A 23,003-nucleotide genomic window follows, 5' to 3' on the forward strand; every position below is an offset into this window, starting at 1 on the left:
AGATGAAAAAATTTCTCGTGCACGGCCTTGCCGGAAAAATCGGGGCAAACTATTTCTGTAACCAACCCCGTATTATTTGTCCTGACACATATGGCTGAAGATACCCCCAATACTCAACCATCCCAACCCGCGCAAAATCCGCAAAATCCCCAGCAGCCGCGGCGGGATGCTCCCCGGCACCAGGGCAGCCGCAGGCACCACAACTACCGGAACCAGGCCCCGCGACCGGCTGAGAAGCCGGCTGAAAAACCACAGGAATCAAAAGATCTCAGTCTCGAGGATGAAGAGACCGAGCAGGACCGGAGCGCTGCCCCGTCCCGGCAGTCCCGGGGAGGCGGCCGGGGCAAGCCACCGAAACGGGTCATCGAGGAATGGGCCAGCGATATCTATTGCGAATAACGGGACTTTGGATACCGGCGTATCCGAAAATCTGGATCTTTTTTTTCAGACATTTTCATTCACTGCATATATGCACCGCATCGTTTTTCCTTAAGAACGGTGAGAGCCCCCTATCGGGAACAGATCATACCCGACTCTCAATCCTGCAAGGATGAACCGGGATCGTTTGCGAGAATATTTCACAGGATTACCTTTATCGGCGTTCCTGACGTTGGAATGATATGAGCTCGCACGCGCTGCTGTTCTGGTTCGTAATCCTGACAACTCTCCTGCTCGTTGCCGTACCGGGTGTATCCGGCTGGACCCTCCAGAGCTGGTCAACGACCCCGTCCGGGTCAGAACTGCCCCCGGGCACGCCCGTGACGGCGGCCTACAGTATTCACTTTGACTCGTGGGCAACCGGCTCGACCTTCGACCAGGGCAACACGCTTACCATGTACACGGATCTCACAAACCCGCACTGGGTAGTGAAGAAGATCGAGACCCTGGAGGATCAGCCCTCGGTTATCGAAGAGATCCCGGTCCGCCAGTCTGCACAGGTACGGCTGGACAGCTGGACGCTGAGTTACTCAAGCAAGCGGTTCGATATCAACGTGGAGCTGACCGGCACAACGCCGGCAACGGACCAGTCCCGGGACATCAGTGTCGTAAAGTTGCAACAGCTCACCTCAAGCGCCACCCCGGTTTCCGGTACACTGATTAATAAAAAGATACAGGTCCTGGTGCCGACACCGGAGCCTACTGTCACCACAAGTACGCCGACCATCGATGCAACCCCTGCGGAAAATATCGAGGTTACAATGGTACCAATGGTCCAGGAGACCCCCACGAAAAAGGTGACCTATTCTCCCGGGCCGGAGCCGCTGCTTATCGCAGGATTGTTAGCCGGGCTGGTGTGCGTTATGGCAATGTTACGCAGAAAATAATAAGATTTTTCCAGGCCGGGTTCCTGACAGGACCGGCTGGAGTATCTTAACCCCGCAGATAATTTTTTAAAACCGTAAATTTTTTCCTGAACATCGGTTCGTGCGGCTGACGGATGTACCGGACTTAAAACAATTACCGGCTATCCAGCAGTCCCGCCACATCCACCGTCTTGACAATCCGGACACCAATGTTCTGCATGTCCCGGACATTGGTCAGGTGTACTTCGTTGGAGGCCGCCCCGGTTGCATCGCCGACCAGCACCACCGGGTAATTGTGCGCAATGCCGTCAAAGACCGTTGTCCGGATGCAGTTCGGGGTCTGGATGCCGCAGACCACGAGCGAACTAACGCCGAGATTCCTGAGCATCAGGTCGAGTTCCGTGCCGATGAACGCACTCATCCGGGTCTTGGTGAGGACATGCTCTCCCGGCCGGGGTGCGAGTTCGTCGATGACTGCGGCCCCGTGGGTGCCGGCAACGGCAAACGGCTGTTTCCGGAAGAGATCCTGCCGGGTGATCTCCACGTCCGAGCCGTCCGGCCGGTGCACCCGCAGGATATGAAAGACCGGCAGCTTTTTGTTCCGGAACTCGGCGAGCACAGACTGTATTTTTGGTATTACGGCAGAGGCACCCGCAACTTTGAGCGGTTTATCCTCCAGAACGAAATCGTTCTGCATATCGATGATGAGCAGGGCTGGTCGTCCCATGATTGTTCCCGTTAGACTATTGATACCCGGAACATAATAACTCTGTAGCAGATTTCAGAGAAGCGCTCATGGACTCCATCCTGCATTTCGCCATTCTCATCGTCACCGGTATCACTGCCGGGACTGCCTCCGGGCTCTTCGGGGTCGGCGGCGGGTTTTTAATGACGCCGGTCCAGTACTGGCTCTCCCTCTCGGGCGGCATGGACAGCACGCTTGCCACCCGGCTTGCGTTCGGCACCTCGCTTGCGGTGATGATCCCGACCATGATCAGCGGGGCACTCGCCCACAACAGTCGCGGGGCAGTGAACTGGAAAGCCGCCGTCACCATGGGCTGTGCTGCCATCTTCGGGGGTCTTGCCGGGGGCACGCTTGCTGCCCACCTGCCGGGCATCGTGCTCCGGACATTCTTTGCCCTCCTGATCATCTTCATGGCTGTCCGCATGGTCTGGCACATCCACAGCTGTCCGGCCTGCGAGCCCGGCGGATCAACCGGGATCTATATCGCCATCGGGTTTTTCATCGGCATCATCTCCGGCCTGGCCGGGATTGGCGGGGGCGTCCTGCTGGTGCCGGTGCTCGTGATACTCCTCGGTTACCCGATGCACAAGGCAGTCGGCACCTCATCGGCCTGCCTCATCTTTTCATCCGCCGGTGCCGTGACTGCGTATATCATCAACGGCTGGGGAGTTGCCGGGCTCTCGCCATACTCGATTGGCTACGTGGATCTCGTGACCTTTGCGATCCTTGCTGCAACCACTATCCCGCTCGCCCGGTTCGGAGTGCGATGCGCCCACAGGTTCTCCGGCCGGCATTTGCAGATCGTGTTTGCGGGTCTGCTGATCGTTATCGGGATTCTGATGCTGGTGGAAGGGTGAGAGATACCCTTTCAGGATCTTTTGCGGTAAATTGCCCGGGTAGCGTTCGAGCAGGATCATTTCAACCGGAATTTGAATCATTATTTTTAGCCGGATCCAGACGCAAAATTTTTCAGCAGACTTTGATTCAAAAAATGCATCAAACTTTAATTTTATTTTTTTCAACCGGAGCTTAATTCAAAAATTTTGAGTGGGTCTTGATGGGAATTTTTTTATGATTTTAAAAAAAATTGACTCCATTGAAAGGAAACAAATTAAAAATTATACAAATATGTTTAAAGTCTATGGATGGTTTAATTCATTATGCCTAATGCATCAGCGATTTGTGATGCAGTCCCATCGTTTTTCAATACATGTCCTTGGAGCATTTTAACCAATATTTTTGGGAGTTTAATACTAGGAGTATTGGCAGGTCTTTTATCAAGTTTTTTAATCTACAAATATACTGCAAAACAACAAATTGCGATTCAATTGAATGAAAATATGGATAGATGCTTATTTGAAATTACTAATAATTTTAAAAAACTCAACGATCAAGAAATTAATGAACAATTAAAACGCATCAGCGAAATTGTTGAAAGGAAGAGAAAAAATCGAGATTTAAATGAATGGGCAGCATTTGCGAAGGTGGAAGCTGCTTTTTCAGAATCAAATTATTATCAATACTTGTTGGTTGACAATATTCGCTATTTTATTTTACAAGTTGCACCAGTATACCCGAAAAAATCCACGAGAATTAATGAGATTAATCATCTATATCGATTATCTGAAGATTTCAATTCAAAATTACAAGATTTTGAAAGGATGTTACTTGGTCAGATAAATGCTTTGATTTTACAAGATGAGAGCCGAAAAATAGACTACGATAATGTCGTAAAAATGCATAAAGAGGCCTTTTTTAATTATTTCTCAAACTTTCGGCAAGAATATTACTCTCACTATCGTTTATTAGATCCTGAACATCCAAGAGAAATAAAAGTAAAAGTGTCTTTGAACATTTTTAATCCTAAACTATACTAGATCTACATAGCGAAATCCATAATAATAAATTCCAATTTTTTGATTTACTTCTCGTTCTTCACTTTCCTATTGACATCCATCGATGGATGATGAGCCTGTACCAGCGCATCCAAGACATTTTGAATTTGAATTTTCAACCGGATCCTGCTTGAAAAAATCCGGGCAGACGGTAATTTTATTTCACAAAGAAGGGAATAAAGGGAAATCTCCGGGCATACATCCCTGACAAACATTAATCGCGTTATACGGGGGTACACATAGACATGAAAAAACAGTCCCTGTCTTTCATGATCTTTTTAATGACCTGTTTCGTCATTATCTCCCTGGGTATTGCAGGATGTACCTCGCAGGCCCCGGCTGCATCAAAAACATCAACGATCGAGCCCTCGGAAATAATATTACAGCCTTCAGAGATCCCGGTGAATTTCACCCTGCTGGAAAAAGGTGAAAGAAATGTTTCTGACATGAGTGAGTGGTCACTCGACCACGGCTGGAAAAAAGGATATTATGCCGTCTTCCTGAACAATGATCCAAATGCAATTCCCGGAACGGTCATTGAACAGTACATCTCTGTGTATACCGCTGAAAATATCACGCTCATTGTTCCCGATACGGTAAGCGGCTGGAAAAACTGGACAGTCGAAGAAAACGATGCAAATCTATCCTTTGAAGAATTATCCCTGCCAGCCATCGGGGATTCCAGCGCTGCAATGAAAGTTACCAATACAAGTGATATGTCACAGATGTACTCAGTTTCATTTACCAAAAAGGACGTATACCAGCAGTTCATGACCAATGGAACTGCAACAGATTATGAAACCGTCAAACAACTGGCGGGTATTGCAGCAGCAAAAATCAAGTAATTTTTTTTTCAGGAATTTTTAAAAAATAATAATTAAAATTCAGAATATCTCAGGATCTTCCGGAGGAAGCGGTTTTCCCCGACATCAGCCGGGTACCGGGCAGTTATTCGCCGGAAAACGATTGCCCCGGAGCCTGTCCGGTGTTGGGCACAGAGAGGTGAAGCTGCGTAATCAGCCAGCGACTCCCGGTATTTCTCAGTCCCAGTGTCATCCTTACCCTCATCGTCTGCTTGTCGTTGCCCACAGTCCCGAACGTACAATTGCAGCCGCTCATTACCCACGCGGTCCGGCCATCGCCAGTAATTTCCAGATCCGAAAATTCAAGGAAGATCGATGTTGCCTGCATCAGGTCACGTTTTACCAGCGGTGCGTACTCTTTCCGGTTCCTGAAATGCTCATCCGGCCCGGCACCATACCCGCTGATATCCGGGGAGAATAACGCCAGCAGGGCTTTGAGATCCTTTCTCTGGTATGCCGCACAATACCTGCCAAGAGTCTCGCTGACCTCTGCCTTCTGCTCTTCGGTGAATGTCATAGTAGTGATACGGTATGATGTGAAGATATTTTTTTTTAGAGACCCTCCGGTGCTCTGCCGGATCTATTTGTATTGTTATTTTTCAACCGGATCTCATCGGATTGAAAAAATGACCGGAATCTGGGTGAAACCCAAAAAAAAGAGCGAGGCAGCTTAAAGGCCGCTCACTTGAGCTTTTTCTCGAGTTTCTTGAGCTTCTTCTTGGCTTCCGCGCTGCCCCCGGCCGCTGCCTTCGAGAGCTCTTCTGCCTTGACCTTCTTTGCCTGGTTCAGCTTCACCAATTGCTTCTTACTTGTTGGCATATAGTCACCTTAATTAGCTTTTTTCCTTCTTAAAATATTCCTGTATCGATATACCGGCCGGTAAAAACTTCGAATGAACGAAAAGCTGACCGGTGATTCTCCGAAAAACTTCCGGAAAGCCGTCCTGACTTTCCGTTCGTCCGGGAATGCCGGGCCCGGGTAACCATAAAAGATGAAAATTATTGAGTGGTTCCCACGACCGCTGGTGCCGGATTCATCGGCCCTTCATAGACGCCGGATCCAAGCCACCAGTCGTCATCTATCGGTACACCATACCCGAGTTTTGATTCGAGCGTGTTGTTGTGGAGGGGATTGACGTACACGAACCGGTAATAACCACTGCCATTCCGGATCACGGCACCCATTTCCCTGACAAAAACCCCATTGGCTCCCTCACGGAGTTTTCCCACCGACTCGGGGTTGACCGGGTGGGCAAGGGTCGTGCCGTTGAAGGCATAGGCATAGATGTAGAGTTCCCCCTGGATGAACGAGCCATTTTTATTATTGAATTCTGCAAGGGCTTTCTCCCGGCCCTGTGCTTTTTCATAGGCAACTGCGCTGTCGACAAAGGCTACGAGCGTTTCATTGGAGGTGTAGGTCACCTGCGGGACGATTCCTGTACTGGCCGGTGCCGGGGAAGAAACGCCGGCCTGATCCTGTGTACAGCCTGCGGTTACCAAAAACAGGCTGATAAAAAAGATACACAGGAATGAAAATAATATTTTTTTCATTAGAGTGATTTGGTTTTCTTTGCATAAAACAAAAATGATCGCGTACAGGTATTTGCCGTGGGGATAATTATTTTTTTCAAAAAGTACCAGGATGTGCTCACGGCATACATACAACAATTATCAGATTAACGCCAGTAAAAAAAATCCAGGACTATAATGGAAAAAAGATGGAAAAAAGTGCAGGGCAATTTACATTCTGGTTTCCTTGAAAAACGTTTCTGGAAAATTTTCTTCGTGAAAAATTAAAAATTAACAAGTTTTAAAAAAGGTCTGGAGAGCCACTCACGCGGAAAAATTGATCTCTATCCCAAAGACATCCCGGTAAAATTTGGAGATCCGGTCAAGAATCATCTTTTGTATATCGGTCTCCCGGACTTCACCTCCATTCTGATAGCCTTGTGCTGCGATCTTTGCATCGTAATCGGAATTTATTGTCAGGGCCGGAGAGATAATTGTCGCAGGGGATGTAGTGGGTGCTGTCGTAAAATTGGTTATTGGTGTCGGGGATTTTGCCGGTATTGCACTATTCTGCGATGTGGTTGTGGCTGCAATGTTTGTCTGCCGGGTCTCTTCGGTTATGGAAAATGTGTGGGATTGTTTTGGGGTTTGCGGGGGGATTGAAGACGGGGTCCCATACTTCCCGATCTTCCAAAGAGGGTCTGACTGCCAGAGGGCGTATATATTTCCGGACGAATCGACGGCGACATCATTGGTATTTCCGCCGGTATTGCATGTTGACATATATTCCCCGAGCGTGGTGAACTTCTGGATCCGGGAGGTGAGATCGGCCACGTAGACATTGCCCCAGGAATCAACGGTGATGCCGGTCGGGGTCAGGATTTGTCCGTCGCCGGTTCCTGAAGTACCCCATTTTGCGAGAAACGCACCGGAGGGATGGAATTTTTGTATCCGTTTGTTGCCCGTATCAGCAACATACACAAGGCCGTATGAATCAACGGCGATACCCGTCGGTGCATTAAACACCCCGTCGGTGAACCCATACGATCCCCATTTCATGACATATGTTCCGGTGGGAGTGAATTTTTGTATCCTGTTATTGCCGGTATCTGCAACATACACATTGCCGGAAGAGTCCACGGCGATACCGGTGGGATGGGAAAATTGCCCGTCACCGGTCCCCTCACTACCCCATACCTCACTCCCGCGGTATGTGAACTTGATGACCGTGTTGTTCATACGGTCGGTAATATACACATTTTGGGCTGAATCAACGGCGATCCCATAGGGGACCTTGGCCTGTCTGTATTCGGATTCCCTGAGATCCCAGAAGGTTATCAATGACCCTTCGGAGGTGTATTCCAGGATCCTGTTGTTGCCCGTGTCGGTCACGTAGATATTGTCGGAAGCATCAGCGGCAATACCATTGGCTGTTGTATTGGATCCCCACATCCGGATAAATGTGCAGGACTCTTCTGCAAAAACACCCTGCACCAGTACGATGAGAATGAGAATCCCGAGCAGGATCCTCCCTGAATTCCTGATGACGAAAATATCCTGAATAATCGTTCTGCACCCCCGGATCTGATTTTGTCCGATAAAAGTATTGAGTAATTGAATATATTTGGGTGAATCGATCCGTCCCGCAGGCAGGAACCCTGCCGGTTTTTTGAGATACAGGCCACTGGACTTTGATTGAAAAAAAATTTACCAGATCCTGAACGAAAAAATTTCGCCGCGATCATAATTGTTTTTGAAAAATTTCCGGATCAATCGATCCACTCTGCAGCACAATCGAGCGTGACCCCCTCTCTCCCCCAGTGGGGGAGGCGGCCCAAGAGGAGCACCACGTTGTCGCGTATCATCTACCCGTCTGCATCTGCAAACCGGTATGTCCCTTTTGGTACCGATATTTCGAATCGGGCGCCTTTTCCGGGCTCGCCATTTTCCACAATGGTGATGTTGGTGACTGAAAGGATCTCCCGGGCAAGAAAGAGGCTGTTGCCCTCCCCTTTCTGCCGGTTTTGCCGGGAAAAGATCTTCTCTTTCTGATCGGCCGGGATACCGGGGCCATTGTTCTCGATGATGATGGTGACACTGTCCGGGTTTTCCCGGTACCGGATGTTTACTTCCGTGGCGCCGGCCCCCCACTGGAGGACATTTTCCATCAGCGTTACAAAGACATCCTCAAGAAGGGGGTCTGCATAGATCTCGAGATTCGATAAATCAACATTCCGCCGGATCCGGGAAAAATCAAGATGGGAGATCGCGGTGAGCAGGATATAATTCACGTTCTGCCACTTGTGCTGCTGAATCCCGAGATTCTGGTATTTCTTTGCAAATGCAAGCGATTCTGATAGGGACAGGAGTATCCCTTGACACTTTTTCAGGCTGGCCTGTATGGCATCTTGCTCTGTTTGCTCTTTTGCAATCTCGATGAAGCCGGAGAGAGAGAAGATCCCGCTCTCGATATCCTGGAACGTAACCGTGTTCAGCAGGCTGAGTTTGGATCTTGCCTGTATGAGCGCCTGATCGCTCCTGCCAAGCTCCTGGTATTTTGTCCTGAGCTCCTGGCCGGTTGCGGAGAGCTGCCCGTATGCAGCACGGAGTTCTTCGTTCTGCCGTGACAACTCCGCAGTCTTGCACCGGACTTCCCGCCGCAGGAATAAATTTATCCCGAAAAAGAGGAGGGCGACGACTACGACCGCTGCGAGGCCCAGAACCAGCCAGATGGGGATGAACGAGCCGGTCTTGACCCCAAACCACGTCTGCATTGCCCGGCTGTATGTTGACGAGGGATCGTCCTTTCCTTTTGCAATGTACGGGTCAATGGCAGAAAGAAGGTCTTTGTTCGTTCCTTTCTTTACTGCAAAACCAAACGGGGTTGGATTGAACATCACGGGAGTTGCAGCAAGGCCGTAGGTCACAGCATTATCATGACCCGCTGTATTGTATACAACAAGGGCATCTGCTTGCCCCGAGGCTGTTGCAGCAAAGATCTCTACCGGGGTATCCTTTTCAATGTACGTGGCATTGACGCCGAACTTCTGCGCATAATCCTTAAAGGCAATCCCGCTCTGGGCTCCCCGGGTCATTGCTATCCGTTTTCCCTCAAGGTCAAGGATCGTACTGATGCCAGACCCGGGGCGTGCATATACCAGGGACCATACAGAAAGTGCCGACTCGCGGCTGAAATCGATCTGGGTTACCCGCTCTGGGGTACTGACCACTCCCGGCAGGAGATCGATCTCCCCTGTCAACAAGCGATTCCAGCTCTCGGAGAGCGTTCCGGGGACCCAGATGACATTCCAGCCCTCCTGCGCAGCGACATCGGTGATAAGATCCACAAAAAATCCGACCGGCTTTCCCTGGTCATCGGTATACAGGCTGGGCTTGAGCTCCGTGAGGCCCACTTTTACGTCACGGGTTGCAGCGGCAGGGCAGCAGAGTGCGGCAACCAGGAACAGGATTGCCAGAATGCAGAGTTCCCTCTTCAGATACGGCAGGTTCCGGTTTTTTCTGTCAGCTGGCAAAATCATTGAGGGGATCAGCTCCGCTTCCTCAGGAAGTGCGACTGCCAGGAAGGTTCTGAGTTATTGTGTAATATCCTGCGGAATCACTTATTCTTTTGGGGCGGGAAGACTGGTTCTGAGGGGCTGTCAAACCGGATCGCTTTGCATCCGCCCAATCGTCCGGCAATTCCATCCGCGGTGAGCAGGGCCGGGTTCTGCCGGTCGATATTGGTCTCGCTGAAATTTTTTTTACCGCACTGGTCTCCGCCGGCAAAATTTTTCCGGGAAAAATGTTTTTTTTAATTTTCAGCAGGCTTTGATTTTATTTTTTACCGGATCGCGTTTGAAAAAATCCGGGCGGGCTTTGAAAGAAAAATTTTAACCGGACCTTACAAGAAAAAATTTGCCGCAATCATGATTGTGTTTGAAAAAAATTTCCGGATCAATCCGCTCTGATAACGTAGCGAGCGTGACCCCCTCTCTCCCCCAGAGGGGGAGGCAGCCCAAGGGTAGCAACCCCTAGACCCCCATTTTGGAGGTTCTCATCTGACCAAATCCACTTGGACTCCCGGGGGTTACCCGATCCCGGGATGATCTATTCCGGGCCCGTTACGGGCTCCGTTTGCCCATTTCCGGATCCACTTTTCACAATAAAGTGCTCCAAGTGTCCACCACCCGGAAAAACTCTGTTTTAACCGATTATTTCTCAAAAATAACTGATTTGCAAGCGATTTCCCCGTGCTCTTTAGCGGGCTCCGGTTGATCGCATTTTCTGCCACCCCATTTCAGGTCATGGGGGGCGAAAAAGGCGATGGAAAGGGGCACTGTTGGCTGATAATGCGGTCACGTCGGAGGGATGTAAGGTGAAGGGAATTTAAGCCACTAACGTTTACTCAGGATCTCTGAAAATCGTTCAATACGAGAGTCCCCGGCCTCAGGTTCCTGTTCAACGTAAGGTGAACCTTTTTCTGTGTCTCCTCGAAGTATTTCATAGATACGATCGTCTGGTTGTAACAGAGAGTAAGCACACCGGACTCGTGCCGCGATGTGCCGGAACTGTACCGGAACGATCTCAAATATTCTGCCACCGTTTGCAAAAAAACTAAATTTATCACACACAAGCCAGGGACAGGCTGTTTCTTATTATGCCGCGATGTGCCGCGATCATGCCGCGATGGTAATCCAATAGAAAAAGAAAAGAGAATGTCTGATTATTCGGTCAAATCTCAAAGATTCACGATTTTTACCGAGATTCATCTCAAATACTAAATAGGGAAATAACGGAACGCAGGAAGCAACAGGTACCGGGTAATCTTTCCCTCTTTTCTTGTCTCGACGGCATTCCACTCAACCAATTTGCTGAGGTCCTGGCGGGCGGTGCGTTCGGCACATCCAGCCATATGAGCCTGTTCAGCGGAAGTGATCGACTCATGGGTCTTCAGGTACTCAATCGCCTGCTTCTGCCGCTCGTTCAACAGCTGAGGCTGGTCGAGAAGAACATTCACTGAAGAGCGCCGGAATGTCACCATGAAATCCTCATCCTGCTCGCGAAACTCCGGTTCCGGTACCCCGCGCTCCCGGCAGACGCGGATCATCTTTGTCGTTCCGGAGCCAAATTTTTCAATGTACTTGATCTTGAACAGGATCTCCGCGATGAGCCGGTTCCTCGGCTTCGAACTGTGTCGCCGTTTCAGCGATTCGATAGTGAGCGTTGAAGGTAACAGCCCGGGGTTCAGGATCTCCAGCGAGTTTGTGAAGATGCTGACCTGCACATTCCCCGATGACTGGTAATCCCGGTGGCAGACCGCGTTGATGACCGCTTCGCGGAAGGCATCCGGCGGGTACTCCCAGGACTCTTCCCGCTCGAATTTTTCCTTCGGAATCCATGCGGCTTTTGCGATATTATCCCGGATGAACTGCTCGGTCTGATCAATCTGGGCAACAATCGCACCCCGGATAACTTTCATATTCGAGTATGGCTGAGTAACATCATCACCCCGGAATTTTGCGCAGCGGATCTCTGCCTGATCAACAAATTTCTGCGGATTCCTGCCAAAGAGAAGGATCGCGGCATTGGTAAGTTTCCCCTCTTTGAGTAGTTCGAGCGATTCCAGAGCGGTCTCTACCGGAGTGTCCGGGTCGAGATCAATATGCCGGACCTGCAGGGCCCGGGCCAGGTAGGATTTCACCAGAGCGGGATCGATATCCTGCAAGCTGGCACCCGCACAGATGTCGCGGTCCCAGGAATATCCCTGCTGCTCCATAATTAGGCGGGTAAGTACATCCGGAGGCATCTTCACGCTCTCGCTACCGCTTCGGATGTATGCAACCCCGTCAACAAAATAGGGTTTGTGAGTACCTTCGCTGATGATCACTTCGATGATAGATCTGCCACCATCAGACCGCTCCTTAATTTCCGGTATGATCTCGGGTTTGAGTTTCTGCCGTACTTTCTGGGAAATTTTCAGGAATGTGGAATCGGCGACGGTGAGCCCGACTACGCGGCCATCGGGTCTCACGCCAAAATAAAGTTTGCCGCCCCGGTGATTCAGTAATGCGCAGATATCGACAAGAGCAGCATCCAGCTCAGCAAGAGATGCTTTGAGTTCTGTCGTTTCAGATTCCTGGTAGTTCATCGCTGGCAGTCCTGAGTTCATGGTACTCTACGCATGCGTCCCAGTCCGGTTGTTAGATGCCGCCACATAAAAATAGTATTATGCGTTTTTCCGGTATTGTTGCTCAAAATAAAAAACAGATTTGCTTTTGCTGAAATCGCATGAATACTTTTAACCTGATCTCCCGGATTGTGGTATTTTCCCCTCCCAAAAACCGGGTTAACTCCGATCGAAAAAACCCCCATTCCGGGCATTTTGCGGGCTTTTATTTTTATAACTCGCCAAAATGGGCTCCGATTGGGTGAAAATGAGACCCTGTTTGATCGAAAACTCCTGGAGGAATTGCATAAACAGGGGGTCCGGTTAAGGTCGGACAAAACCGGACACCGGGCGATCCTGAGGGTCCGGAGATGATCTATTCCGGGCCCTTTACGGGCTCCGTTTGCCCATTTCCGGATCCGTTTTTCACAATAACGTGCTCCAAATGTCCACCGCACAAAAAAATTCTGTTTTAACCGGTTATTTCTCAAAAATAACGGGTTTGCAAGCGATTTGCCCCTGCTCTTTAGCGAGCGCCGGTTGATCGCGTTTTCTGCCACCCCATTTCAGGTCATGGGGGGCGAAAAAGGCGATGGAAAGGGGCACTGTTGCATGATTATGCGATCACGTCGGAGAATATGAGATGAAAAGATGAATATTCAGGTTTTTTGGTAGCGATTGTCCTAGCCCGGAGATGATCTATTCCGGGCCCTTTACAGGCTCCGTTTGCCACTTTTTGGATCCGTTTTTCCGGTTCCAGTGGAAACGGTGCCAACGCCCACAAAAAATATCAGTTTAATCGATTATTTTTCGAAAATACGCGTTTAAAACAGAATTATACCGTGCAATTTAGCGGGCTTTGGTTGGTCGTGTTTTTTGTCATTTCATTGCAGGTAATTTGGGGGGAGAGAGGCGATGGAAATGGGCACTGTTGGCTGATGATGCGATCACGTCGGAGGATTTGGGGGGAGGAACTATTTGTATTTAATATGTGGCTACATTGTATTGAATTTTTTGGGCATATATGGTCTCACTTTGTAATTACTAAATGATTTAAAAAGATGCCAATGTATTTATGTTGTAGATACATATTGAAAATTAATGAATCATTTAATGAAAGCCGAAGTTTCTGGCTATGAAATAATAGAGAAGATGGTCAGACCGTCTGGAAACTCTGGTAGGGTTTATGTTCCAGCTAATTGGATTGGAAAAAAAGTCAAAATAGTATTGCTTGACCCAGTGGAGGGTAAAAATGACCGGCTCCAGTAGAAACTATAGGGGGTGTGGGTTATGCCAGAAAGTTTAACCGAATCCGTTCAATATACACCGGAATCAAAAATGGGAATACCGAACGATATCGAAAACGATAGGGATTTTTTAAAACCCGAATACAAAAAATTGGTTGTAAAAATGGAAACACCATTGAACCCGGCAGAAAAAATAATATTAAATAAAATCCAGAAAAAATTTTCGAAAAATGGCTTTCAGATGGATATAAAAGAATTTGAAATTATTTTATACCTTCATTCGATTGATCTTGAAGCCTTTAAAACATATATTCACGGTTTGCTAAGCATTACAACATCCGAATCTATCGATAAAACTGTGTTCCTACATATTATCGAGAAAATTTCAAGGATAAGAAGTTACGGGATCAAGGGCGGAAAGAGATTTTATGTAACATATAACGATGAAAGAAAAGTTGAAAATCGGCAATCCAAAGTAAATAATAGAGGACTATATTATTACGCTCAAAATAACAACTTCTCGAAAGTAAATACATCTCTCCCAGAAAAATATGAAAATCAAATAATATGTAATGACAGCGGATTTGTTTTGAAGCAGTTGCCCGATAATTGCGTTGATATGATTATCACATCTCCACCTTACAATTTCGGATTGGAGTATGGTAGTACTTCAAAAGACGGAGTAGACTGGGAAAAATACTTCCAACAATTATTTGAGATTTTTGACGAATGTATCCGCGTTCTAAAATATGGCGGAAGAATAATCGTTAATATTCAGCCATTATTTTCAGATTATATCCCAAGCCATCACATCATTTCAAATCATTTCATGGAACAGAAAATGATCTGGAAGGGCGAAATCCTCTGGGAAAAAAATAACTACAACTGTAAATATTGTGCGTGGGGAAGCTGGAAAAGTCCGAGTAGCCCTTATCTAAAATATACCTGGGAGTTTTTGGAGATCTTTGCAAAAGGAGATTTGAAGAAAGAGGGATTAGCTGAAAATATCGATATCAATGAAGACGAATTTAAAAAATGGGTTGTCGCAAAGTGGTCAATTGCCCCGGAAAGAAAAATGGTTCAATATGATCATCCTGCAATGTTCCCAGAAGACCTGGTAGAAAGGGCCCTGAAACTGTTTAGTTTCGAAGGTGATGTTATTTTAGATCCATTCAACGGGGTTGGTACAACTTGTGTTGTTGCAAAAAGGTTCAATAGAAAATATATCGGGATTGATGTATCCCAAAAATATTGTAGCGTTGCTAAAAAAAGATTGAAGGAAATTTTACCCGGAACCAGTTAATCGGGTAAAATTCCACCAATTTTTATCCTTGTAACATCACGGGATATTTTTTCTAATGCGGTTTTTATCTCACTAAAAAATTCAAAAACCGCATCGTTTTCAATAGGATTTGTTGGGATTCCACGAATAATGAAAATTTGATCTAAAGGTGTTCTTCCTTTTGTTGGAATTTCGTTGACATCAATTTCATTTCTCTCAGAGACACAATAGACTTTAACATTTGGAGAACCCTGTTTCATTTTTTGGGCTGTAAATTGTGCTTCGCTTAACATCGTTTTGTCGATATAAGTTTTACATTCAATTGCAATAACAGGGATAATGATGTGGTGTTGATCTACACCAATATTAACATCGAATTTTTTGCCAATGCAAAAATCAATATCCTTTGTTTTGATTTTGGCATTTCCTTCCCGATCTAATACAATTCCTGCAAAAACACCTTTATTAAAAAAATCAAGATTTAATCTTCTAATTTCCGGAATATCTTTAAGGAGATGCCCACAAAATTCTTCCAAAACGGTCGGTCGAAATTTTGCTTGAGAGGTTATTCGATGCATTGATACGAAGGCATCAACATGAGGGTAATAATTATTTAAAATGGATACTTTCCTATCAATATCCCTCTTGGTTATCCCAGTTATTGCTACCTGTGATTCTTTGTAAGGGGTGTAGTAATCACGTTTAAATTCGACACATTGTTGAAATATTCGTCTGTAGGTATTTCCTTTAAGATCGCGACATTTTCCATCAATGTTACTTTCGTGATAAAAATAATTACCTACCATATATTTTAGAATCTTTTTTTATCCATATCTTCTTTGCGAAATTTCAAAATCAATCGAAATTTCTTTTTGTAAATCGATCCAAAGCCGATCTTCTTTTTTTGCATTTGCTATAGCCTCAAATATTACATTTGTGACTTGCATGGCTCTATCATAAAAACAGCTATGCCAAGAAATATTATCAGAATCATAATCTGGATTCGGATTAACTCCTACCTCCAAACAAATTTGTAATATTCTAGCATTGCTCGGTCGAACAATAAATTCTATCCAATCATCTTTTCCGGTAGCATCCATCTGCTGAAAAGATATTGAGAAAACATTGTCAAGATTAATCCAATCATCATCTTGGCAATTTTTTATCCAAACCATAATAGAAAACTAAAATCTACGATTCTATAACATTCTATCTGTTTATCATTAATTATGCAAATTTTATTTCATTTTATAAGATAATCGCTGCGCGCCCCTTATTTGTAATAATCCTAGAAAGATAATTTACAAAAAGAAGCCCAAATTGAGAGTTTTGAAAAAAGGGGTGCGAAATCCCTATAAATGAGTGCCAGCTGACCTGAGACTAAGCGAGTCCAGAGATTTCGCTTGATGGTAAAAATGAAAAAGCAAAAGTCAGATGGAAATGAAATTTGTGAAAAATGTAAAATAAAAATGAAAGTTATTGAATGTTCTCGACGTTTATTAGATCCGGATGAATTGGGTGGAAACCTTTCGGATGGAGAAAAATCAGAATACATAGCTGCCGAATGTGGTGGGGATGATACAGGGGAATTCTCAATAAATCAAATTACATACGAATGCCCAAAATGTCACCAAATAAAATGTGTTGAACACTTGTAAAAAAAACAAATAATCATTTTTATTCTCGACAGAATTTTTCCGTTAAAACCTGTTTACTTGAATTATTATTAATTGATTTTTTTTAAATAGCGATAAATTGTGTTAAAAAAATTTTATCGATATTCCGGCGGCAGCTTCGGTAACCCGCCCTTGAAACAATTTCTTGAACCATTTGCAAAAAATATGTCGAAACAATGCTCGTGATTGAAAAAATTATCCGGAACAATAGATTCTCTCAGCGGCAATTAGGTGAGAGTCACCCCCTCTCTCCCCTTGAGAGGGGCATCCCAAGGGGGGCACCCCCTTTGATCCCCGTTTCGCGGATAAGACTCGTCAACCTAGCAATGGGCTACGTGGGGGAATATAGAATTTTGCAAGAGACTCGATTAACTGATTGAGGAACTTTAACATGTAACCTAATAGACAAGAAATTCAATTAGAAATATATTTTGTATTTGAAAGTGATTATTATCATCAGATGAATCTTGATGCACCTCTGTATGATCTTCAACGAATCAAGATTTTTTTAAGTTATTCCACAAAAGACAAACATACAGCGGGGACAATAAAATATCAATTAGTAAAACTCGGATATGATGTTTTTTTAGCTCACCATGATCTCGAACCTAGTCAGGTTTGGGTTGAAGAGATTTTACGAAATCTTGATAATTGTGATATTTTTCTTCCTTTTTTAACTGAAAATTGTTTTAATTCTTTTTGGGTAAATCAAGAAATCGGCATTGGATTCATAAAAAATAAATTGATAATGCCATTTACAATTAATCGTATTCCTTGGGGATTCATCTCTCACATACAAGCATATTGTCTTGATGCTTCAAGTGCCACAAATTTGTATAATGACATTCAAAATGCATGTTCTAAAATTGAAAAAATAATGACTAGTAAAGACCCAGAAAAAATGAGAGATACATTAATTTTTGCTTTAGACAAAAGTGGTTCATATGAAACTTCGAATAAAATCGCAATTTCTCTCATGAAATGTGGGTTAATCTCTGCTGATCAGGTTAATGAAATTATTAGAATTTTTTTAAAGAATGATCAAGTAAATCAAGCATATGAAGGACGAAATTTAATTTTAGACTTATTCACCAATTATTACGATGCAATTGATTCTGAATTTGAAGAGATTTTAAGAGACAATTGGGATTTTTAAAAATTCAATAGAAAATTTCTTTTTATTCACAGACGATTGTGTATTTCCCGATGTTTTTACTCTCAGGTATATTTGAGAGATTCAGATAGAAGAATTGAAAACGGTATAAAAATGAATGTGGAGTTGTCGTTGTATAAGGTCTCATTATGGAATCAACTGAATTGTTACTTGAAGAATGGAAAATCACTAAAGATAGAATTAGTCATTTTGATGAAATTGTAATCAGATTAAGACTTGAAGGCATAAGTTTGGCCCTTTTAATTATTGGAATCGGTTTTATGATTGTTCAATATGCTCCTGAAGTACATATCAAAGAAATTAATTTTAGTGCAGCCGGATTAGTTTTTGTTTTTGCATCAGCATATTTAATTCCGATTTTTTTCTTCGATCTGCTTCATTATCATTTATTAGTCCTATCTGTTGAGCACAGTATCAGTATTGAGAAAAAGATATTCCCTGATAGGAAATCAATTACTCAAAAACTTACTTCAAATTTTTTAACAACGATTCATTCGGTTCTTTTCATTGCATTGTATCTGATAATTATTTCAATGGGTTTCATTCTTGGGTATTTATTCAGTTAATGTATTTAAAAAATGGAAATCGTGGAAATTTGATAATTCACAGTTGACTGTGTATCCACTGATGAGATTTTCATCAAATATTTTTTTCCATTATCCACAATCAATTGTGTAAAAAAAATAGTTACTGATATTCCGGCGGCTGCACCTGCTTGGGCAACCCGCCTTTGAAGTGCTGCTGGATTCTCGTGTAATATTCCCGGAGACGCTCGTTCATCATCGGGTGCACCTTCTTCTGCGCTTCCTCAAAGTGACGCGTCGCAACGGCTGCTGCGTTCTCCCGCAGCGCCAGCATCCCCGCCTCGCGGCAGATCGATTCAAGGTCCGAGCCTACGAAACCTTCCGTGATGGCGGCCAGGTTGACTGCAAGGATTTCGCGGGCGGGATCGGTGACGGTGAGATTCTTTTCTCCCAGCAGCTCGATGAGCCGCCGGCGCCGGGTCCCGGCAGGAATGCCGGCAGCATCATCGGTGGCTGGCGTGATCGCGGCTTTCATCTCGTCGGCCGTAATCGTCTTGTCCTTCCCGAGCTTCTCCACCAGTTCGGCAAGCATCTCTTCTGAATATTTCCCGCAGAGGCTGACAACCTCTTCGAGCGCCGAGCCTTCGAGCGGCATGAAGCGGCTGTGGATATTGATGATCTTCTTCCGGTCCTCGGTCGTGGGCTCGCCGATATACACGAGCCGGTCGAAGCGTCCTGCACGGAGCAGGGCCGGGTCCACGATGTCCGGGCGGTTCGTTGCGCCCATGACCACGACATCCTTGAGTTCCTCGAGGCCGTCCATCTCGGTTAAGATCTGGTTGAGCACATTGTCGCTGACATGCGAATCGCTGTTCGATCCCCGGGCCGGGGCAAGGGCATCGATCTCATCGAAGAAGATGATCGACGGCGCAACCTGCCGGGCCTTCTTGAAGACCTCGCGGACCGCCCGTTCGCTCTCGCCCACCCACTTGGATAAGAGCTGGGGTCCCCGGACGGGGATGAAATTCGCGCCGCTCTCGGACGCGACTGCCTTTGCAATCAGGGTCTTTCCTGTTCCCGGCGGACCGTAGAGCAGGATACCCCGCGGGGGCTGGATGCCAAGATCTTCGAATTTCTGCCGGTCGGTGAGCGGGAGCTCGACGGCTTCGCGCACTTCTGTTTTTGCGGTCTCCAGCCCGCCCACGTTCTGCCATTTTACATGCGAGACTTCGAGCATCACTTCGCGCATCGCGCTCGGCCCCACATCGCGCTGGGCGCTGCGGAAGTCACTGGCATAGACCTTGAGCGTATCGAGAATCTCCTGCGGGATCTCCTCGGCATCGAGATGTTCGGAGAGGTCGGGCAGGTACCTGCGCAGGGCGCGGATGGCCGCCTCGCGGGCAAGGGCTGCAAGGTCTGCGCCGACAAACCCGTGGGTCTGCTGGGCAAGAACCTCAAGGCTCACGTCTTCCGAGAGTGGCATGCCCCGGCAGTGGATCTTCAGGATATCGATCCGGTCCGGTTCGCCCGGCACCCCGATCTCGATCTCCCGGTCAAAGCGGCCGGGCCGGCGGAGTGCGGCATCGATCGCATCTACGCGGTTCGTTGCGCCGATCACGACCACCTGCCCGCGTTCCTCGAGCCCGTCCATCATGGTTAAGAGCTGGGCAACAACCCGGCGCTCAACTTCCCCGGTCACTTCCTCGCGCCGGGGGGCAATGGAGTCGAGTTCGTCGATGAAGATGATCGAGGGAGCGTTCTCCCGCGCCTCTTCAAAGACCTCGCGGAGCCGCTGCTCGCTCTCACCGTAATATTTCGAGATGACCTCGGGGCCGGCGATTGAGATGAAATGCGCCCCGCTCTCGCTGGCAACCGCCTTTGCGATCAGGGTCTTTCCTGTGCCCGGCGGACCGTACAGGAGCACGCCCTTGGGGGGTTCGATGCCCAGTTTCTGGAAAAGTTCCGGGTGCCGGAGCGGGAGCTCGATCGTTTCGCGGAGCCGCTGGAGCTCGTCTTTCAGGCCGCCGATGTCCTCGTATGAGAACCGCTTGATGCCTTCAAAGCCGGCTGCGGGTTTGTCCGAGAACTCGATCGTGGTATTCTTGGTGATGATGACGGCTTCTTCCGGCTCGATCTCCACGACCTTGAATGCCACGATCTGGGGCTGGATAAAGGGAAGCCCCAGCATGATCGGCACGGAATCGTTGATGGTCACGGGGAAATCGATCAGGCCGTTGACCACGTGCGGGTTATTTGCTATCGGTATTTTCTTCGGGAGATCTTCCGGGGGAGCAAGCACGACCCGCCTGGCTTCTACTTCCTCGGAGATTTTTATGACCTTGACCGTATCGCCAATCGCGACACCGGCATTCTGCCGGGTAAAATTATCGATCCGGATCTTGCGCTGGTTCCAGTCCTCGACAAGAGCCCTCCAGACCTTGGCCACGGTGCGGCGCTTTCCTTCGATTGCCACCAGATCGCCGGGCGAGATCTTCAGCAGGAGCATCGTCTCAGGATCGAGCCGGGCCTTTCCGCCACCCTGGTCGCCGGGGTACGCGGAATCCACTCTCAATTGAACTTCAGGCATTACCTTAAAGGTCATATACGCAGGGATTTATAAGTACTGTAAATGCGTATCCTCGTTTTCGATCCATTCCACGGCGCGGCAGGCGACATGATCACAGGAGCCCTGCTCGACTGCGGGGCGGACCGCCCGCTCGTCCTTAAGGCCATGCAGGCCGTGGTTGCCGAGCCGGGGATATCAACGGTGAACCGGGCCGGCATCCGGGCCCTGAAAGTCGATACCCACGCCACGCCGGTCCACCGGACGCTGGCCGAGGTGATGCAGCGGATCGATACCGCAGCCGGGGACGTGCCGGGCCCGGCCCTTGCGATGGCCCGCCGGGTCTTTGCACGGATTAACGCAGCCGAAGAAGAAGTCCACGGGGCCCATGCCCACTTCCACGAGGTCGGTGCTGATGATGCGATTGCCGATATCATCGGGGCCTGCACGGCCCTGCACTCGCTTGCAGTTGACGGCGTCATGGTTATGCCCATCACGACCGGCCACGGGACTGCCACCGGGTCGCACGGAACATTCCCCATCCCGGCACCGGCAACCGCCCTGATCCTGAAAGCTGTCGGCCTCATCTCCGCTCCCGGGAGCCACATGGGAGAACTCTGCACGCCCACCGGCGCTGCACTTCTCGCGGAATTTGCCACGCTCGCGGTTCCCCGGCCCGCTGCCTACACGATTCTCTCGGTAGGGTACGGTGCGGGAACCCGGGATCCCCAGCACGCCCCCAATGTCCTGCGGGCCATGCTCGTGGAACCAGCTCCCGAAACCGGGGAGATGGCCGAGGACTGCGTAGACATCCTCGAAACCAATGTTGATGACGTGACCGGCGAAGTGATCGCCCACGCAATCACCCGCTTCATGGAAGCCGGTGCCCGCGACGCAAGCGCCCAGCCGGTGATCATGAAGAAGGGAAGGCCCGGGTATCTCATCCGGGTCATCAGCCTCCGGGAGACGAGTCCCGCCCTTGCCGAACTAATGGCACGCGAGCTCGGCACACTGGGCATCCGGTGTTCCCCGGCGATCCACCGCTTCATCGCTGAGCGCACCATTGACGAAATCAATGTCACCATCGCAGGACAGCAGCGGACAATGCCGGTCAAGTGCGGGTGGATGCACGGCGAATGCTACACGCTCAAGGCAGAGTTCGACCCGGCCCGCGACTGGGCCGGCGAGCTGGGAATCCCGATCAAAGATGTGCTCCGGGCGATCGAAGAAGCGGGATGGAAGAACCTCCGCACTAAAAACAATGGCGCCGGTGACCCATGAAGACCGATAAGCAGACCAGCGGGAATGCGGCATTCGACAAGCTGCTGGGCGGCGGGCTCGAAGTGCGGACCGTCACGCAGCTCTATGGCGAACCGGCGAGCGGGAAGAGTACGCTCTGCACGATTGCCGCTGTCGCTACCCTCCGGGCGGGCCAGGCGGTCGTGTACATCGACTCCGAAGGCTTCTCCATCGAGCGGTTCCGGCAGATTGCCGGGGAAGATACCGAGAAGATCGCCGACCGGCTCTTCCTCTTCGAACCCCTTGACTTCGAACACCAGGGACAGGTAATTTCAGAAGCGGAAAAAATTCTCAAGACGCAGAAAGTGGGACTGCTGGTCATGGACTCGGCAACCGCACTCTACCGCACCGATCTGGAAAAAGGCCGGGATGCAATCCAGCTCCTCACCAAGCAGATGATCCACCTGCTGGGATATGCCAAGCGCTACGGCATGCCGGTCATCATCACCAACCAGGTATACATGGACACCGGCAAGAACACCTGGTACGGCCTCGGGGGATTTGCACTCGAACACCTCTCGAAAATTATTGTCCGCATCGAAAAGACGGACATACAGGGGCGCCGCCGGGCCCGGCTCGTCAAGCACCGGTCCCAGCCCGAGGGGGCATCGTTCGAGTTCGAGATCGTGGAAGAGGGCATCGCGGTAAAATAAAGCCGACGGGGCACCGCACATTCTTTTTTTTAATATTTTTATAAAAGTACGGGAACTATAAAATTGTAACAATTATATCAGAATACTGCGAATAATGGAAGACC

The 23,003-nt window shown here is 48.1% G+C and carries 20 protein-coding genes; 11 read left to right on the forward strand and 9 right to left on the reverse strand.

Annotated features, from left to right (window positions below):
• The first annotated feature begins 90 nt into the window (after positions 1-90).
• Together CVV30_08560 and CVV30_08565 are read left to right on the forward strand one after the other, a co-directional pair.
• Positions 91-399 carry a hypothetical protein gene (locus CVV30_08560; GenBank protein ID PKL69594.1) on the forward strand — a complete coding sequence of 103 codons (309 nt, stop codon included), beginning with the start codon at positions 91-93 and terminating at the stop codon, positions 397-399.
• A 221-nt stretch (positions 400-620) separates the two neighbouring features.
• A complete protein-coding gene (locus tag CVV30_08565; protein PKL69595.1) occupies positions 621-1,325 on the forward strand; it encodes a hypothetical protein in 705 nt (234 codons plus the stop codon).
• Between the two features lie 133 nt (positions 1,326-1,458).
• Here CVV30_08565 and CVV30_08570 read toward each other — a convergent pair whose 3' ends face one another.
• Positions 1,459-2,031 carry a cysteine hydrolase gene (locus CVV30_08570; protein ID PKL69596.1) on the reverse strand — a complete coding sequence of 191 codons (573 nt, stop codon included), beginning with the start codon at positions 2,029-2,031 and terminating at the stop codon, positions 1,459-1,461.
• 68 nt (positions 2,032-2,099) lie between these two features.
• On the opposite strand from CVV30_08570, the gene CVV30_08575 reads away from it, so the two are divergent.
• The 3 genes from CVV30_08575 (at position 2,100) to CVV30_08585 (ending at position 4,789) form a co-directional block, all read left to right on the forward strand.
• Complete coding sequence (locus CVV30_08575; GenBank protein PKL69597.1) at positions 2,100-2,906, forward strand: sulfite exporter TauE/SafE family protein; 807 nt, start codon at positions 2,100-2,102, stop codon at positions 2,904-2,906.
• Positions 2,907-3,209: 303 nt separating this feature from the next.
• Positions 3,210-3,926 (forward strand): hypothetical protein, encoded by a 717-nt coding sequence (locus CVV30_08580; protein ID PKL69598.1) that lies wholly within the window; start codon positions 3,210-3,212, stop codon positions 3,924-3,926.
• Positions 3,927-4,189: 263 nt separating this feature from the next.
• A complete protein-coding gene (locus tag CVV30_08585; protein PKL69599.1) occupies positions 4,190-4,789 on the forward strand; it encodes a hypothetical protein in 600 nt (199 codons plus the stop codon).
• A gap of 103 nt (positions 4,790-4,892) precedes the next feature.
• Here CVV30_08585 and CVV30_08590 read toward each other — a convergent pair whose 3' ends face one another.
• The 5 genes from CVV30_08590 to CVV30_08610 all read right to left on the reverse strand — a co-directional run bounded on the left by CVV30_08590 (position 4,893) and on the right by CVV30_08610 (position 12,484).
• Positions 4,893-5,324 carry a DUF4440 domain-containing protein gene (locus CVV30_08590; protein PKL69600.1) on the reverse strand — a complete coding sequence of 144 codons (432 nt, stop codon included), beginning with the start codon at positions 5,322-5,324 and terminating at the stop codon, positions 4,893-4,895.
• A 481-nt stretch (positions 5,325-5,805) separates the two neighbouring features.
• A complete protein-coding gene (locus CVV30_08595) occupies positions 5,806-6,357 on the reverse strand; it encodes a histidine kinase (GenBank protein PKL69784.1) in 552 nt (183 codons plus the stop codon).
• 282 nt (positions 6,358-6,639) lie between these two features.
• Complete coding sequence (locus CVV30_08600) at positions 6,640-7,809, reverse strand: hypothetical protein (GenBank protein PKL69601.1); 1,170 nt, start codon at positions 7,807-7,809, stop codon at positions 6,640-6,642.
• A gap of 371 nt (positions 7,810-8,180) precedes the next feature.
• The gene (locus CVV30_08605; protein ID PKL69602.1) at positions 8,181-9,854 is read right to left on the reverse strand and encodes a hypothetical protein; all 1,674 of its coding nucleotides are present in this window, start codon (positions 9,852-9,854) and stop codon (positions 8,181-8,183) included.
• Between the two features lie 1,238 nt (positions 9,855-11,092).
• Positions 11,093-12,484: a hypothetical protein gene (locus tag CVV30_08610; GenBank protein ID PKL69603.1), complete on the reverse strand. Its 1,392-nt coding sequence runs from the start codon at positions 12,482-12,484 to the stop codon at positions 11,093-11,095.
• A 1,110-nt stretch (positions 12,485-13,594) separates the two neighbouring features.
• Here CVV30_08610 and CVV30_08615 point away from each other — a divergent pair.
• On the forward strand, positions 13,595-13,750 hold the full coding sequence (locus CVV30_08615) for a hypothetical protein (GenBank protein PKL69604.1): 156 nt from the start codon (positions 13,595-13,597) through the stop codon (positions 13,748-13,750).
• A gap of 141 nt (positions 13,751-13,891) precedes the next feature.
• Positions 13,892-15,031 carry a DNA methylase gene (locus tag CVV30_08620; protein PKL69785.1) on the forward strand — a complete coding sequence of 380 codons (1,140 nt, stop codon included), beginning with the start codon at positions 13,892-13,894 and terminating at the stop codon, positions 15,029-15,031.
• Here CVV30_08620 and CVV30_08625 read toward each other — a convergent pair.
• Together CVV30_08625 and CVV30_08630 are read right to left on the reverse strand one after the other, a co-directional pair.
• Positions 15,028-15,816 carry a hypothetical protein gene (locus tag CVV30_08625; protein ID PKL69605.1) on the reverse strand — a complete coding sequence of 263 codons (789 nt, stop codon included), beginning with the start codon at positions 15,814-15,816 and terminating at the stop codon, positions 15,028-15,030. The genes CVV30_08620 and CVV30_08625 overlap by 4 nt on opposite strands.
• Before the next feature lie 18 nt (positions 15,817-15,834).
• Positions 15,835-16,185 carry a hypothetical protein gene (locus tag CVV30_08630; GenBank protein PKL69606.1) on the reverse strand — a complete coding sequence of 117 codons (351 nt, stop codon included), beginning with the start codon at positions 16,183-16,185 and terminating at the stop codon, positions 15,835-15,837.
• Between the two features lie 961 nt (positions 16,186-17,146).
• Here CVV30_08630 and CVV30_08635 point away from each other — a divergent pair.
• Positions 17,147-17,842, forward strand: a complete 696-nt coding sequence (locus CVV30_08635; protein ID PKL69607.1) for a hypothetical protein — start codon at positions 17,147-17,149, stop codon at positions 17,840-17,842.
• A gap of 146 nt (positions 17,843-17,988) precedes the next feature.
• Positions 17,989-18,426, forward strand: a complete 438-nt coding sequence (locus CVV30_08640; GenBank protein ID PKL69608.1) for a hypothetical protein — start codon at positions 17,989-17,991, stop codon at positions 18,424-18,426.
• Positions 18,427-18,547: 121 nt separating this feature from the next.
• Here CVV30_08640 and CVV30_08645 read toward each other — a convergent pair whose 3' ends face one another.
• The gene (locus CVV30_08645) at positions 18,548-20,971 is read right to left on the reverse strand and encodes an ATPase (protein ID PKL69609.1); all 2,424 of its coding nucleotides are present in this window, start codon (positions 20,969-20,971) and stop codon (positions 18,548-18,550) included.
• A 42-nt stretch (positions 20,972-21,013) separates the two neighbouring features.
• On the opposite strand from CVV30_08645, the gene CVV30_08650 reads away from it, so the two are divergent.
• Together CVV30_08650 and radB are read left to right on the forward strand one after the other, a co-directional pair.
• Positions 21,014-22,228: a TIGR00299 family protein gene (locus tag CVV30_08650; GenBank protein ID PKL69610.1), complete on the forward strand. Its 1,215-nt coding sequence runs from the start codon at positions 21,014-21,016 to the stop codon at positions 22,226-22,228.
• Positions 22,225-22,899: a DNA repair and recombination protein RadB gene (gene radB / locus CVV30_08655; protein ID PKL69611.1), complete on the forward strand. Its 675-nt coding sequence runs from the start codon at positions 22,225-22,227 to the stop codon at positions 22,897-22,899. The genes CVV30_08650 and radB overlap by 4 nt, the downstream gene beginning before the upstream one ends.
• Positions 22,900-23,003 lie beyond the last annotated feature (104 nt).

The organism is Methanomicrobiales archaeon HGW-Methanomicrobiales-1, from assembly GCA_002839675.1.
Classification (GTDB): Archaea; Halobacteriota; Methanomicrobia; order Methanomicrobiales; family Methanospirillaceae; genus Methanoregula.